Below are 16,391 nucleotides of genomic sequence, written 5' to 3' on the forward strand. Positions count from 1 at the left end.
ATCCCGCAATACCCCCGCAGCCAGCCCGGGTCGAATGCCCCGCCATGGCGGAGCTTTCCGCCACGGCGGCCGTCCACTCGGCCCTGGCCTGTTGCCAACTGCTGCTGCAACTGACCCAGGAGCGCGCGCCACAGGCCGCCGACCCGGGAACCGAACGCGACCTGCGCCGGGCGCTCAAGGACTACGCCCGGGGCGCCGGTGTCGACCTGCGCCTGGAGCGTCTGGCGCTGGCCCGGCTGACCCCGAAGATGCTGCCCCTGGTCTGGCGCGACCGCAGCGGCGCGTTCATCCTGCTGGCCCGGCTGTCCGACGCGCAGGCGCTGATCCAGCGACCCTCAGCCCATACCCCGGATGTGATCGATCGCGCGCAACTGGCCGAAGAGTGGAGCGGCGAGGTGATTCGCCTGCGCCAAGGCGGCCTGCGTTTCGATCTGTCCTGGTTCGTTCCGGAGCTGCTGCGCCACCGGCGGATACTAGGCGAAGTGTTGCTGTGCTCGCTGCTGCTGCAAGTGCTGGCCCTGGCGACCCCGTTGTTCTTCCAGGCGGTGATGGACAAGGTCATGGTGCACCGGGCGCTGTCGACCCTCGACGTGCTGGTGATGACCCTGGTGGTGGTCGGCCTGTTCGAGGTGCTGCTCAAGGGCCTGCGCGAATACCTCTCGGCGCACACCGCCAATCGCATCGATATCGGCCTGGGGGTCAAGCTGTTCCGCCACCTGCTCGGCCTGCCGCTGCTGTACTTCAAGCAGCGCCAGGTAGGCGCGATCATCACCCGGGTCCAGGAGCTGGACAGCATCCGCGAGTTCCTCACCGGCTCCTTGCTGACCCTCTGTGTGGATGTGGCCTTCACCCTGGTGTTTTTCGCGGTGATGGCCTGGATCTCCTGGCCGCTGACGCTGCTGGTGCTGCTGATCCTGCCGCTGTATGTGCTGCTGGCCTGGGCCAGCAGCGGCCCGCTGGAGAAGCGCATCGAGCGGCAGTTCTACAGCGCCGCGCGCAACACGGCCTTTCTCAATGAAACCGTGAGCAGCAGCGAAACCATCAAGAGCCTGGCAGTGGAGCCGCGCATGCAGCGGCGCTGGGAGGCGCAGACGGCGGAGATGGTCGAGGCCGGTTTTGCCAGCCAGACCCTGGGCAGTGCGATCAGCCAGATGGTCACGCTGTTGCAGAAAGTCACGGCGGTGGCGGTGATCTGCTGGGGCGCGAGCAAGGTCATCGACCTGCAGATGACCATTGGCCAACTGATTGCCTTCAACATGATGCTGTCCCACGTCAGCCAGCCCCTGGCCAAGCTGATCGAGGTCTGGCAGCAGTTCGTCCGGGTGCGGGTGTCGGTGGACAAGCTGGGCGACATGCTCAACCTGCCGGTGGAGCAGGCCGAGGGCGACCAACGCCCGGCGCAGGCCCTGCGTGGCGAGGTGCGCATCGAGCAAGTGACGTTCCGCTACCGCCCGGAACTGGAGCTGGTGCTGCGCGGCCTGGACCTGCACATTGCCGCCGGCCAGACCCTGGGCATCGTCGGGCCGTCGGGGTCGGGCAAGAGCACGCTGACCCGCCTGCTGCAAAAACTCTATACCCCCGATGCCGGGCGCATCCTCATTGACGGCATGCCGCTGCAGCAGCTGCAACCGGCCTGGTTGCGCAGCCAGATCGGCGTGGTGCTGCAGGAAAACTACCTGTTCAACCGCAGCGTGCGGCACAACATCGCCCTGCGCCATCCCACGGCGTCCCTGGAAAGCGTGATCGCCGCGGCGCGTCTGGCCGGCGCCCACGATTTCATCCTGCGCCTGCCGCTGGGCTACGACACGGTGCTGGCCGAAGCCGGCAGTTCCCTGTCCGGAGGCCAGCGGCAACGCATCGCCATTGCCCGGGCGCTGATGGGCGACCCGCGGATCCTGATTTTCGACGAAGCCACCAGCGCCCTGGACGACGAATCCCAGGCGCTGATCCAGGACAACATGGCGCGCATCGCCGAGGGCCGCACGGTGATCATCATCGCCCACCGGCTGTCCGCGGTCCGCCATTGCCAACGCATCATCGCCCTGGAGCAGGGGCGTATCAGCGAGTCGGGCAGCCATCAGCAACTGCTGGCCAACGGCGGTTGTTATGCGCGCTTGTGGGCGCTGCAACAGGCGCTGCGCAAGGAGGCCCAATGATGCGCGGCTTATTGACCCCCTTGCGGCGCGCCTGGCAGCAGCTGCGCGAGGCGCCGGCGCTGCGGGGGCGCAGCCGCGACGAATACGAGTTCCAGCCCGGTTACCTGGAGATCGTCGAGCGCCCGCCCGCGCCCTGGGCCCGCGGCACGGCACTGCTGTTGATCCTGTCGATCCTGCTGGCCCTGGGCTGGGCGATCCTCGGTTTCCTCGACATCCATGCCAGCGCCGCCGGGCGCCTGATGGTCTCCAGCTACACCAAGGTGATCCAGGCCCATGAGGCCGGCGAAGTGCGGGCCATCCATGTGCGGGACGGGCAGCGGGTCAAGGCCGGCGACGTGCTGGTGGCGCTGAACCCGATCGGCATCGACGCCGAATTGAGCGAGTTGCGCGCGCAACTGGCGTTCAAGCGCCTGGAGCTGGCCCGGGCCCGCGCGTTGCTGACCCCGGACCCGCTGGGCAGCTACCAGGCGCCGGACGGCCTGGACGCGGAGCAGCTCGCGGCGGCGCGGGAACAGTTGGCGAGCACCTGGAAGGAGATCCGCGCCAACCTCGACAGCCTCAATGCCGAGATCGCCATCAACCAGGCCAGCCAGCGAGCCCGCAATGGCGAGATCGCCGCCCTGGGCAAGCTGGCCAGCAACGTCCGCCGGCGCCTCGATGCACGGCGGGCGATGGCGGCCGAACAGCTGATGCCCCGGGTCGAATTGCTCGAACAGGAAAAGGAGCAACTGGAGGTCGAGCGTTCCCTGGCCCAGCAACATGCCGAGTTGCAGGTACTCAAGGCCCAGGCGCAGAACCGCCGGGAGCAGCGCGACAGCTTCCTGGCCAGGACCCAGCGCGAACAGCACGACCTGCTCAACCGCAGCCACCAGGATGTCGCGGTGCTCGAACAGCAACTGATCCGCGGCCGCGACCGGCAGCGCCTGCAAACCCTGCTGGCGCCGGTAGACGGGGTGGTCCAGCAACTGGCGGTGCATACCCTGGGCGGCGCGGTGCAGCCGGCGCAGCAACTGCTGGTGATAGTGCCCGAGGGCGCCGAGCTGGATGCCGAGGTCATGGTGCTGAACAAGGACGTCGGTTTCGTCAGGGCCGGGCAGCCGGTGGAGATCAAGGTCGACGCCTTTCCCTACACCCGCTACGGCACCTTGCGCGGCACGGTCGAGCATGTCTCCGGCGACGCCATCAAGGACGAACAGCTGGGCCTGGTGTTCCCCACCCGGATCCGCCTGGAGCGCGCCGCGATCGCCGCGGGGCAGGAGTGGATGCCCTTGCAGGCCGGGATGAGCGTGACCGGCGAGATCCGCACGGGCGAGCGGCGGGTGATCAATTACCTGCTGAGCCCGATTCGCGAGTATCAGTCCGAAGCGTTGCGGGAGCGTTGAGCATGACCACAGCCTTCAATCCCGCGGCCGAACAGTCGCCGACGATCCTCGATACCGGCCTGCATGCACTGGCCTGGGCCGCCCGACGGTTTGACCTGAGCATCAGCGTGGCACAACTGAACCACCGCCTGGGGCGGGTCGAGGGCCTGGCCGACAGCCTCGACTTGCGCCGCTGCGCCGGCTGGATCGGCCTGCGGGCGCGGGCGCTGCAAAGCCAGGTGCAGCGTTTGCAGCACCTGCCGTTGCCGGCCCTGCTGGAAACCTCCCAGGGCTGGGCGGTGCTGGACGCGGTGGACGGTGACCAGGTGCGGCTGTTCTGGCCGTTGCAGGGGCAGTGCCAGAGCTTGTCTCGCGAGGAGCTGGCAGCGCTCTGGCAGGGCCAGGTGCTGCTGCTGGCCGAGCGGCATGTCGAACCCAGGGTGCGCGGTTTCGGCATCGGCTGGTTCCTGCCGTCGATCCTCAAGCACGCGCGGCAGTTTCGCAGCGTGCTGCTGGTGTCGCTGATGCTGCAACTGGTGGCGCTGGTCACGCCGCTGCTGTTCGAGAACATTATCGATCGGGTCCTGGTCAGTCGCGGCCTGTCCAGCCTGCAGGTGCTGGGCATTGCCATGCTGGCGTTGGCGCTGTTCGAGCCCTTGTTCGGCCTGCTGCGTTCCTGGCTGTTCAGCAACGTGGCGAGCAGGATCAACGCCGAGTTGTCCGCGCGCCTGTACCAGCACCTGATCCAGCTGCCGCTGGGCTATTTCCAGGGGCGGCAGACCGGCGAGATCATCGCCCGGGTCGGCGAGATGCAGCAGATCCGCCAGTTCCTCACCGGCTCGGCCCTGACCCTGGTGCTGGACCTGGCCTTCTGCGGGCTGTTCATCGCCGTGATGTATGCCTACGCGCCGTTGCTGACCTGGGTGGTGGTCGGCTCCCTGGCCTTGTACTTCCTCTTTTGGCTGTGCGTGGGGCCCTTGCTGCGCAGCCGGGCCTTGCGCGAATACGAGTTGAACGCGGCCAACACGGCCTTTCTCACCGAGGCCGTGACCGGCATCGAGACCATCAAGACCGGGGCCATCGAAAGCGGCTTCCAGCAGCAGTGGCAACGCCAGCTGGCGGCCTATGTGCGCGCGGCGTTCCACACCCGCATCGTCGGCATCTGGGCCGGCCAGGGCATCGGCGTGATCCAGAAACTCACCGCGGCGCTGTTGCTGTGGTGGGGGGTGATGCTGGTGCTGGACGGCCAGTTGAGCCCCGGCCAGCTGGTGGCCTTCAACATGCTGGCCGGCCATGTGGTGGAGCCGATCCTGCGCCTGGCCCAGGTCTGGCAGGACTTCCAGCACACCCTGATTTCCCTGCGGCGCCTGGGCGACATTCTCGACACCGAGTGCGAAAGCGGCAGCAGCGGCCTGGCTTCGGTGCCGGCGTTGCAGGGCGGAGTGAGTTTCCAGGGTGTGCGCTTTCGCTATGAGGAGGACGGCCAGGAAGTCCTGCGCAGCCTCGACCTGGAGATCCGGCCGGGGGAATTCGTCGGCATCACCGGGCCTTCCGGCTCCGGCAAATCGACCCTGACCCGCCTGTTGCAGCGCCTCTATGTGCCCCAGCACGGCCGGGTGCTGGTGGACGGCATCGACCTGGCCATCGCCGACCCGGTGGCCCTGCGCCGCAACATGAGCGTGGTGCTGCAGGAAAGCGTGCTGTTCGCCGGCAGCGTGGCCGAGAACATCCGCCTGTGCCGGCCCCAGGCCAGCGATGCCGAGGTGCAGCATGCGGCCAGCCTGGCGGGAGCGGCGGCCTTTATCGAAGCCCTGGCCCAGGGCTACGAGACCCAGGTCGGCGAGCGCGGCGGCCAGCTTTCCGGCGGCCAGCGCCAGCGCATCGCCCTGGCCCGGGCGCTGCTGAGCAACCCCGGAATCCTGCTCCTGGACGAAGCCACCAGTGCCCTGGACTACGAGTCGGAAGCGGCGGTGATGGCCAACCTGCAAGGCATCGCCCAGGGCCGCACGGTGATCAGCGTGGCCCACCGGCTCAATACCCTGCGCCACGCCGACCGGATCCTGGTCATCGATCAGGGCCGGGTGCTCGAACAGGGCACCCACGAACAACTGCTCGCCCTGGACGGGCTGTATGCCCGGCAGTGGGCCTTGCAGATGAAGGATTGAACCCACTGACGGCAGGAGTACGCACGAACCAGGCATGTCTCCCCATCCCGGATATTCATAGCGACAGGCAGCCTTTCGCGACACGAAGGGCTTCGCTCAAAACAGACAAAGGATCACTGCAATGGCTTCCATGTCCAAGGACTTCACGCGCCTGCTCAATACCCTGATCGATCAACAGGTCAAGGCGGCAGGCAGGCAAACCGAATGGTTCAACATGAGCGCCGACGAGCGCGCCGCGTACATCGCCCAGGTCGGCGAGCGCCTGCTGGAAATGCAGCAGAGCACCCTGAGCGTGCTGGCCGCCCAGCACTATCAGATGCAGGACAACCCGGTCTCGGTCGGCGACCAGTTGCAGACCCTGCAACAACGCCGCAAACAGATGAACGCCATTCCCGACACCCCGGCCACCAGCGCCTACAAGCTGCAACTGGATCGCGACATCCAGTTGTACAGCCGCCAGCAGACGGCGATCACCCACTATGACAGCACCTGGAACAAGGCCCTGGGCATGCTCAGCCCCGGTGGCGCCAAGCAGTTGGACATCAAGGGCCTGAAGGCCGATGCGCTGGCCAAGCAGGACAAGCTCGACGGGCGGATCAAGCGCCTGGAGCAGCAGTTGACCATCCAGGTGGCCGACTCCACCTTCAGCCAGGCCTACGTGACGCTGTTCTCCGAGCTGCAGGCCTACAAGGACGTCAGCGCCCGCTACCACACCTTGCTCAAGGCCGCGCCCGAGCAGCAAGCCGCGAGCCTCGGCGCGCTGGCCAAGGCGCCCCGGGCCTCCGACGATCTGCCGGTGAACATTTCCCTGCTGATGATGGAAGAGCGCCCCGGCTATATCCGCATGAACGTGGCGCTGGTCAATGCCAGCACCGATGGGCGTTTCAAGGACTTTTTCCTGGAGAACGGCAGGCTGGTGGTACCCACCGACGGGGTGCTGAACTTCTCCTTCGGCACCGCGGCCCGCTCCCTGGCCTGGCAGCAACAGTACCGGCTGAAGAACGAGCCGCCGTCCTTCCGCTCGCCGACCTACGCGCCGATTCGCTCGGTGCTGGTCAAGACGTCCTTTGTCGAGCAGTACTTCGCCAACCACCTGGTGTCGGAAAGCTCCTTGCGCGAAGGCTTCAAGGCCCAGGTGCTGGGCAACGGCCACAAGCTGCTGTTGACCAGCGTCGATCGCAAGGTGCCGAACCAGGTCGGCATCCAGGTTTCCGGCCAGTCGCCCAGCACCACCGTCACCCGCGAAGTGCCCCTGGCCGGCGCCTTGAGCGAGCTGATCAACCAGAACGCCGACATCGCCAGCTTCCAGACCATTGGCCTGGAAGGTTTTCGCCAGAACAGCTACCACCCCGACCGTGACGGGGTCTTCGTCAATATCCACGAGCTCGAACGCTCGGTGGGCCTTGCCGAGCGCCAGTACCTGCTGGAAATGCCTCAGGGCGGCGAGTACCGCGCTGCGACGCCTTTTGCGCTGATGACCGTCGACGGCGACAAGGTCAGCAGCAGCCACCTGAGCAAGGCGCAGACCGACGCCCTGTATCAATACAACGCGGCGTTTTTCGACAAGCTGGAGCAGCTGCGCGATGGTGGCATCAAGGCCAGCCGCCTGTTCGAAGGCAGCCGCGAACGCGCGGCCTTCACGCAGCAGCTGACCCGCTTGCTCGAACGCAACCACATCACCCCGGCCGGGGTGCTGATGCCGGAACACAGCCGCGCCAGCCTGCGCGATATCAAGGGCAACAACCTGAACAAGGTGCTCTGGGAGCAGGCCTTCGCCGCGTCGGTCTGGCAGAGCCGCGACAACGACGCGCTGCTGTTCGGCCTGGCCGACAAACTGGTGAACAACCAGGCGGTGGCCAAGGTCCTGCAAGGCGGTTATGTGCAGAGCGACATTGCCCAGGCCAAGTTGCTGCTCGCCCCGCTGTACGAGCCATGGCGGGCCCGGGCGATCGACGCGGAAACCCAACGGGTCGCCGCGGCCAACGCGGCGCAGCATCCTGGCAACCCGAAAGTGCATGTCTTCGATCAGGTGGCGGTCGAGCGCTCCCTGGACAGCCAACTGCTGACCCTGTTGTTGCGCGGCCCCGAAGGGCTTGCGCCGGCCGATGGCAAACTGCGCCCGACGGTCGAGGCGCTGCTGTCGAGCGACCAGGGCCGCAGCCTGCGCAAGCAGGCGCTGTTCCATGCCCTGCGCCCGGTGGCCGACAGCTTTTCCAAGGCCGCGGTGCCGGTCAACGCCCATGCCGCGCTGGCGCCGGCAAGTGGCGCCGACAAGGTCATGATCAACAACCGGCTGAATCAGCCTGACCCTTACCTGATCCTCAATACCCACCCGGAGCAGGCGCAGGCCGATACCACCTTCCTGATCGCGGACGACAAGTACCGCAGCTACAGCCAGTTCCGTCCCGACCCGGGCAATGCCGCCACCCGCTACATGAACGACCTGGACACGCCCTTCGTGGGCGGTATTTCCGGGACCACCCAGACCGTCAGCAATGCCTTGCCGGAGTTGTTCGGCGGGGCCCTGAGCGTCAAGCAGTACTGGCAGTTCCAGATGGCCAACGCGGCCTTCATGATCCGCAACGGCTATCACTCGTTTTTCGAGACCCTGTACGTCGCCGCCCGTTATGAACCCCAGGGGCCGGGCAGCATCGGCCAGGACCTGTTGCAGATGTTCGACCGCTACCGCGCCGAAGGCAGCCAGGAGGCGCTGCACGGCGAGCTGTACGACGGGGTGATGGCCCGCGTGCTGCCCATCGTCAACCAAGGCTTGCCGGCGGCCGAGGAGTTCCATCCGCCGCGTTTCACCAGCGTTGGCCCGCTGCCCGCGCTGCTGGGGCAGGCGGCGAAGGACCTGCAGCTCAAGACCGGGCTGGCGTCCCTGGGCGCCGGGTTCGAGCCGCGCCAGGGCAGCGCCGACATCCAGCAGTTCGCCGCCGACCCCGTGCAGTTCGCCAAGACCCATACCCTGAGTGCCGAGGCCCTGGTCAAGTCGGGACGCCTGCCGGCCCAGGGCAACGTGCAGTTGGTCAAGGTCGCGCCGAACCTGTACGAGCTCGAATACACCGAGCACAGCGCCAATGACATTGCCGGCAGCGGCGTCGACAGCGTGCCGGCGTATTTTCTAGGCTACAACGGGCCGAACCAGGCCAATGCCGCGCCGGCCTATGTGGACATTCCCAAGCACGCGGCCGCGGGCAGCTTCCTCTTCACCGGAACCTTGTCGGGCTGCTCGCTGGTGGTGACCAGCCTGGACGCCAATACCTTCCGGGTCTACCACGACGGTCGGGTCAACAGCTCGCTGCTGTACGACAACGTGGTGATGGCGGTCGACTACAAGGACTATCAGGTCGCCGGCACCGCCGAGGGCCTGGCCGCGGCCTACATGCAGTACGTCGACGGCCAGTGGCAGCTGGTGTTCCAGCGCCAGGAGTACCAGCGCGAAGGCCAGATGGTCTGGCCGAAGCTGCGCGACGGCGCGCAACCCCTGCAGATCCAGAACGCCGACCCTCAGGTGGTTGAGCGCAACCGGGCCGAGTTCGCCGCCTACCGCGAGCAGGTGCACCAGAACCTGAAGAAAGTCGCGACTCAGTTCGGGGTATCGGTCGAAGGGGTGGCCGACGGTGTCTACCGCGAGGGCGCCTTTTCTCCCGAGCATCCGGCGATCGCCGCCTGGAACCAGCTGCGCGAAGCGGTCCAGGCCAAGGTCAACGCCGATATCCAACAGCTGGCCGACAAGCGCTACCAACTCCAGCAAGACCGGCGCGGGGCCAGCGACAAGGGCCTGATCGACCAGCAGATCAAGCAGCTCAACCTCACCCAGGACTACTACCGGGCGCAGTACGACCCGGTGTTGCGCGAAGCCGGCTCGGTGGAAAAGACCTGGCTCTGGCAGCAGATCAAGGCCAAGGAGGGTAGCGCCGCGGTGGTGCGCACCGACGATACGGCGATCCAGGGCGCAGGCGAGGAGCGCGCCAGCAGCGTCGGCGAGCGTTATGCGATTGCCGAGGCCTATCAGCGCGGCGCGCGGGGCACGGCATTCAGCGACGGCTTGCGGGATTTCCGCGAGATCAGGATCCCCGGGGTGGACGACCGGATGTCGGCCCTGAAGATGAAGCAGCTGTTTCTCGACGGCACCCTCACGCCCCGCGAGCGTGGCGCCCTGAGCGGGCGCATCACGGAAACCGCCCAGGCCGAGTACATCGACAAGGTGCTGCGCCAGACCGCGGTGTTCAGTGAAGACTTCCACAAGGCCGGCAGTGTCTTCGACCGGCTGGCGCCGCAGGACTTCTACCTGTCGCTGGTGGGCGACCGCTCCGGCGGCCGTTGCTACCCCCTGGTCCGGGCGATGGCCGTGGCCCTGGCCAGCGGTGGCGAGGCGGGCGTCAACAGCCTGGTACAGAAGCTGTTCCTGGCCTCCGCCGACCCTCAGGCGGGCAGCTCGACGCTGCTCAAGAACAGCCTGATCCGCCTGCATTCCAATGTCGAAGCGGTCCAGGCTTCCAGGGAGCTGGGGCAGGTCAAATTGTCCGAGGTGGTGTCGCGGCTGGCCGCCAGCAGCGGCACCTCGATGTTCGCCCTCAATACCCAGAACCACTCGATGATGGTGGGCAGCACGCAGACCGCCGAGGGTCGTCGCTACTACTTCTATGACCCGAACGTGGGGATCTTCGCTTTCGACTCCAGCAAGGGCTTGGCCAAGGCCATGCAACAGCACCTGGTGACGCGCAACCTGGCCGCGCACTATGGCTCGCTCGGCACCAAGTCGCTGCCGGCCTTCAACCTGATCGAGATCGACACCGGCAAGATGGCCGAGGTGCCGGTGGGCAACGCGCTGAATGTCGCCGATCTGTCGCGGCCCGAGGAGCTGGCCGGGGTCATCGGCCAGCGCCGCCAGGTCGAGCAGGCGGTGGGCGCCCAGCAACGCGTCAACGAAGACCTGCGCCTGGGGGCGGCGTTGACCACCTTCGACGCCGAGCAGTGGGGCGCGCGCTTCGAAGTCGCCAGCACCCGGCTGGCCCGGGAACATCAGTTGGGCGGCCAATGGATACCGATCATTGCCAACATCGAGGAGCAGAAGGAGGGCGGCTATCGGGTCCAGTTCATCAACCGTGACCAGCCCGAGCAGACCCGCTGGCTGGCCACCGACGATGGCACCTTTGTCGAGTTCCGGCGTTTCGTCGACGAGCACATGCGGGTGTTCAACCAGCACTTCACCCTGGAGCACGGACAGATACGGCCGCGTGCCGGCGTTAGCGAAGCATCGCCGGTGGATGGCTTGAACGCCGGCTTCGCGGTACAGACGCTGATCCAGTGGTTCGCCGACAAGAACCGCAAGGACACAGCCCAGGGCACGGTTTCGCCGGACCTGGCCACTGCGCTGAAGATCCACAGCTACCTGGGCCTGGTGCAGATCGGCCATGGCACCTTGCAGGACGTGGCCAAGGTCACCGAACTGGTGCAAACCGCGTTGCGCGGCGAAGCCATGGCTGCCGAAACCTCGCTCAAGGACTTTGCCTCGACCCTGGGCCACACCGTCAACGAAGGCGCGGGCGTGCTGTTTGGCGGGGCTATGGTCGGCCTGGATGCCTATGAGCTGGCCCATGCCGAGAACGATGTGCAGAAGGCGGTGTTCGGCACCCAGCTGGCGTTCGACTCGGCCAGTTTCGTCACCGGCGCGGCCGGTGTCGGCGCCGGGCTGCTCGGCGCCTCGACGGCGGCCGCGGTGCTCGGCGGCGCGGGGGTGATCCTCGGTGGCCTGGCGGTGGGCTTCACCGCGCTGGCCCAGGCCTTTGGCGCGGTGGCCGAAGACGCCAAGGCAGTCGGGCGTTACTTCGATACGCTCGACAAGGCCTACAAAGGCAATGGCTACCGTTATGACGCGGACAAGAAGGTGCTGGTGCCGCTGGCCGGCGCGGTGGTCAAGCGCCTGGACCTGCGCAACAACCAGATCGGTTTCGACAGCCAGTACATTTACCGCACCCATCACGGCTCCACCGGTTCCGGGGCGATCAACTACTTCTTCTGGGCCGGGGATTTCCCGCGGATGATCCACGACCGTGGCCAGGCAATCGAGGTGCGCAGCGGTATCGGCTACAAGGACGCCACGCGCACGCTCGAGCATGGCGACAGCACGGCGGTGATCCTGCCGGGCACGCCCAAGTCCTATATCAGCTACGAGTACATGATCCTGCCGGGGTCCACCACCCGGCATGACACCGGTTTCGACGTGATCCGCCGGCTCGAGGAGGACCGGCGCTTCGACTACGACTTCTACATTTTCCCGAGCGAGGAGACGATCCGGCGGATTCGCCAGGAATACGTCGAGACCCCGATCGAGGTGCTGCTCGACTCGCGCGACCGGCAACTGGTGATACCCGAGCTGCCCAAGGAGCTGCACGGCTATCTGAACTACCAGATCAAGGGTGCGGGCGGGCGTTATCTGGTGGGCCTCAATGAAGGTGCCCGGGTGGATCTCGCCAGTGAGTCCGGCACGCCGTCGCGCTGGATCATCGACAGCAGCCAGCTGGCGAGCGAGAGCATCAGCGTGTCCAAGGACCAGCTGGTGGTCGGCGGCGTGGTGGTCAAGCTCGACCCGGCGAGCAATGGCCAGGTGCTGGTGGTCAACGCCAAGGGCGAGGTGCGTGAAGTCGATTTCGCCGGCATGAGCGCCCGGGTGGTGGAGGAAGACGCGAGCAAATGGCAGCTGCCTGGCCAGCGTATCGAACAGCACCTGAGCGAGCTGGCCAAGGCCCATCAGCTGCACGGTCAATACGTGGTCGTCGATAACTACCGCCACGAGGGGCGCAATGTCGGCCGGGCGTTCTACGACGTCGCCAACGACCGCATGCTGTTCACCGACACCCAGGTGGAACAGGCCAGGAATGCCCAGTTGGGAGCGGTCATCGGCGAGCATGCCTACTTCGTCGACGCCGAGAACGCCGCGGCGTGGCGGGTCGAGATCGCCACCGGCAAGGTCGACGCGCAGTTCGCCCCGTCGTTCAACCAGAGCGCGGGCCGGATCAGCCGGTTCTGGCAAGAGGGCGATGCGGTCTACCTGGCCCGTCGTTATCAGCTCAAGGAGCGCGAGGCCGAGCTGAACTTCCGCATCATCGGTGACCGGATGGAGCTGGTCGGGGTGGTCGGCGATGACGCATTGCTGCAACTGTCGGCCCGCACCGACCAGCATGGCGATGCGCTCAAGGCCCTGCTCCAGGGCTACCAGAGCCAGGCCACGCAGCGGGCCACCCCGGTGTACAGCCTGGGCGCGCCGATGATGGAGCCGAGCGCCGCGGCGCTGGTGACGGTGTTTGGCCTGGATAACGCGAAAGTCGCGCACCGCTACTGGGTGCGCACCAGCGACGGCACGGTGATCAAGCCGAACCTGGCGCCCCCGACGGGTCAGCAGCCGCCGCTGGACGCCCAGGGCAAGCCCCAGAGCGCCTGGCCGATTCCGGCGGACCTGGTGTTCGCCGGCAGCATGCCGCAGCCGGCTGGCCAGGAGGCGTTTTTCTTCTACAGCCAGAAGCAGAAGGTGCTGTTCCGCCAGGAAGGGCCGGGGCAGAAGGTGCTCGACGGTAGCCAGCCGAGCGCCTTGCGCCTGGCCACGCCGACCCTGGCCAATGTGCTCGAACTCAACGGCCATCTGCTGGCCGTGACCGAGGACGGGCTGGTCGCGCGGATCGAGGCGACAGGGCGCCTGAGTTATGAAGCGGTCAACGAGCATTGGCTCAAGGGCCGTAGCACCTGGTGGCAGGACCTGGCCAGTGTCAACGGCAGCAACGCCACCCTGGCGGTATTCGGGGCCAAGGCCGCCGACGGCAAGAGTGCGCTGCCGGTGTGGTACCACAACGGCCAGGTGATCGTCGCGGCGTCCTCGCTGCAAGGCAAGCCGCTGCAATTTCTCGGCTTCGACAGCGCCAGCTCCAGCGCGCGGCTGTTCGAGCCCGAGAGCGGCAAGCTCTACCTCCAGGCACCGCTGACGTCCGAGGCGTTGGCCGCTGCGTTTGGCGGCGACGAGGTGCTTGAGGCCTCGGCGCAATTGCCCGCCGCCACGCTGCCGATGCCCGAGGTGCAACTGCGTTCGGCGGTCCAGGTGGATGCCGGGCTGCGGTTGACGACGGTGCAGGGCGAAATCCTGCTGCGCGCCAATAACGGCGATGTGCAGCTGGTGGCGCTCGACAAGGGCTGGCAGCAGCAACACCTGGGCAATCTGCCCCAGGCGCTGGCGCAAGTGGCTGGCCAGTGGCGAGCCAAAGGCGTGCTGACCTTGCAAGGCGCCGAGAGCCAGGGCTGGTTCGATGTCGCCAGCGGGCGGATGTTCGCCAGCACGGGCATTCCCGCCGCAAGCGACCTGCGTTTTGTCGGGGTGGCCGCCGAATTGCAGCGCTCGGCCTACGTTTACAGCCCGACGGAACAGGCGCTGTACAAGGTCAAGGAAGGGGCTGCGCAGAAGCTCGGTCACTACGCCAATGTCGAGCGTATCGGCTCGTCGCTGCTGCTGCAGGGCGGCGGCGGTCGTCAGGACGAGCTGGCGCCGCCGCTGATCGCTGGGGTCGACAGCGTGGTGCTGCATGGCGGCGGTGCCAACGACACCTACCGCTTCAGCCCGGCGATGTGGGCGCATTACCGCACGGTGGTAATCGACAACGATGACCCGGGCCAGGCCCTGGACCGCCTGATCCTGCCGGTGGCCGATGGCAAGAACATCCTCGTCAGCCGTCGGGGCGAGGACGTGCTGCTGACCGACGCCGGTTCTGGCACGGCCTTGGTGCTGCGCCAGGTGTTGGGCAGTGAGGCCGCGGCGCACCGGCATCTGCAGATCGAGCTGCAAGGCGACTCATCGGTGATCAGTGTCGATCATCTGGTGAAGGGCTTTGCCCAGGCGGGATCGGCCAAGGACGGGTTGTTCGAGCTGTCCTCGCGCGAACGCCAGACCGTACCGACGGCGAACGACATCGCCTCGGTGACGGAGGCCGAGGGGCCCAGCCTGGCCAAACTGAGCGGGGCCATGGCGGCCTTCGCCGACACCGGCGGGGCGCGTGAGCACCTGCCGCAAAACCGTCAGGCTGCCCAGGCGGTGCTGGTGCCTTCACTGACCTGACCACGCGGGAGCAACCACAGGAGGGGCGCCAAGCCTCTCCTGTCTCCTGGCCCACCTTGTTTGGAAACAGACCATGACCAACCCCATGATTTCGCGGCAGCGAGCCCTTGCCGGCTGGCTGCCCGTCCTGCTATCGCTGGCCGCGTTGCCGGCGGCCTCCCTGGCGGTGGCCGCCGAACATCCGCGCCAGGCCCTGCCCAGCGACCTGTGGCGGGTGTACCTGGATGCCCAGCACAACAACAGCGAGCTGGCGGCGGCCCGTGCCGACCAGGCCGCCCGCGCCGAGGCGGTGCCCCAGGCCCGGGCCGGGCTGCTGCCCACGCTGTCGGCCAGCGCCGAGCTGAACGGCACCAGCACCTCTCTGCAACAGCCACGGCAGGACACCCGGCGCAGCGGCACCAGCTACCAGGCGGTGCTGAACCAGCCGATCTTCCGTGCCGATCGCTGGTTCAGCCTCAAGGCCGCCGAAGCCGAGGACCAGCAGGCCCGGCTGGAGCTGGCGGCAGCCGAACAGAAACTGATGCTCGACAGCGCCCAGGCCTATTTCGGCCTGCTCAAGGCCCAGGACGCCCTGGCGGCGGCCAAGGCGGAAGAGGCGGCGCTCAAGCGCCAGCTGGAACTGGCCGAGAAGGGTTTGCAGCTGGGCCTGTCGGACCGTACCGATGTACTCCAGGCCGAGGCCGGGCATGACACCGCGCGGGCCAACCGGATCGTCGCGCAGAAGCGCACCGACGATGCCTTCGAAGCCCTGGACACCCTGACGCACCAGCAATACGCGGCGATCCAGGGCGTGCGGCATGACATGCCGATCTTGTTGCCCGAGCCCAACGATGCCCGGCGCTGGGTCGATACCGCGGTGCGCCAGAACCTGACCCTGCTGGCCAGCCAGCAGGCCCTGGACGCGACGCAGCAGACCCTGAGCGCGCGCAAGGCCGGGCACGCGCCGACCCTGGACGCGGTGCTGCGTTACCAGACCGGCGACAACGACAACCTGGGGTATGGCAACAGCGATATCCGTGGCAGCGGCTACGGCGGCAATGTCGAGCAGCGCTCCGTCGGCCTGCAGTTGAACATTCCGCTGTTCAGCGGCGGCCAGACCTCTTCCCAGGTGCGCGAGGCCCACCAGCGGATGAACCAGCGCGAGTACCTCAACGACAACCTGCGGCGCCAGGTGGTGGAGCAGACCCGCAACCTGCATCGCGGCCTCAACAGCGGCGTCGATCAGGTCAAGGCCCGGCGCCAGTCGATCATCTCCAACCAGGGCGCGGTGCTGGCTTCGCAACTGGGCTTCCAGGTCGGCACCCGCAATATCGTCGATGTGCTGGAAGCCCAGCGCCAGTTGTATAACGCCGTGCGCCAGTACAACGACAGCCGTTATGACTACATTCTCGACACCCTGCGGCTCAAGCAGTCGGTGGGAACCTTGTCGCCCCAGGACCTCAAGGCGCTTGGTGATTACCTCAAGGCCGACTACGATCCCGACCGCGATTTCCTGCCGCCGGAGTTTCCACGCCGGCTGGCGGCGCGTTGAGCTGTTTGTCAGGGCACAGGCGTATGCGCACGGGTTTATCAGGTAAAGGGGCGAGGTGTTGCACAGGCTAACCAA

5 protein-coding genes are annotated in these 16,391 nt (G+C 66.9%); all 5 read left to right on the top strand.

Annotated elements, in window-relative coordinates:
• Nucleotides 1–44: 44 nt before the first annotated feature.
• The 5 genes from AC07VU_RS11890 (at nt 45) to AC07VU_RS11910 (ending at nt 16,316) form a co-directional block, all read left to right on the top strand.
• A complete protein-coding gene (locus tag AC07VU_RS11890; RefSeq protein WP_495029970.1) occupies nt 45–2,156 on the top strand; it encodes a type I secretion system permease/ATPase in 2,112 nt (703 codons plus the stop codon).
• Complete coding sequence (locus tag AC07VU_RS11895) at nt 2,153–3,538, top strand: HlyD family type I secretion periplasmic adaptor subunit (RefSeq protein ID WP_495029895.1); 1,386 nt, start codon at nt 2,153–2,155, stop codon at nt 3,536–3,538. Before AC07VU_RS11890 ends, AC07VU_RS11895 begins: the two co-directional genes overlap by 4 nt.
• Nucleotides 3,539–3,540: 2 nt before the next feature.
• Nucleotides 3,541–5,682, top strand: a complete 2,142-nt coding sequence (locus tag AC07VU_RS11900) for a type I secretion system permease/ATPase (RefSeq protein WP_495029896.1) — start codon at nt 3,541–3,543, stop codon at nt 5,680–5,682.
• Nucleotides 5,683–5,803: 121 nt separating this feature from the next.
• On the top strand, nt 5,804–14,785 hold the full coding sequence (locus AC07VU_RS11905) for a TcdA/TcdB pore-forming domain-containing protein (RefSeq protein WP_495029897.1): 8,982 nt from the start codon (nt 5,804–5,806) through the stop codon (nt 14,783–14,785).
• A gap of 73 nt (nt 14,786–14,858) precedes the next feature.
• Entirely contained in the window at nt 14,859–16,316 is a 1,458-nt protein-coding gene (locus AC07VU_RS11910; protein ID WP_495029898.1) for a TolC family outer membrane protein, read from the top strand.
• Nucleotides 16,317–16,391 lie beyond the last annotated feature (75 nt).

This window comes from Pseudomonas sp. GW821-FHT02B10 (assembly GCF_059421865.1).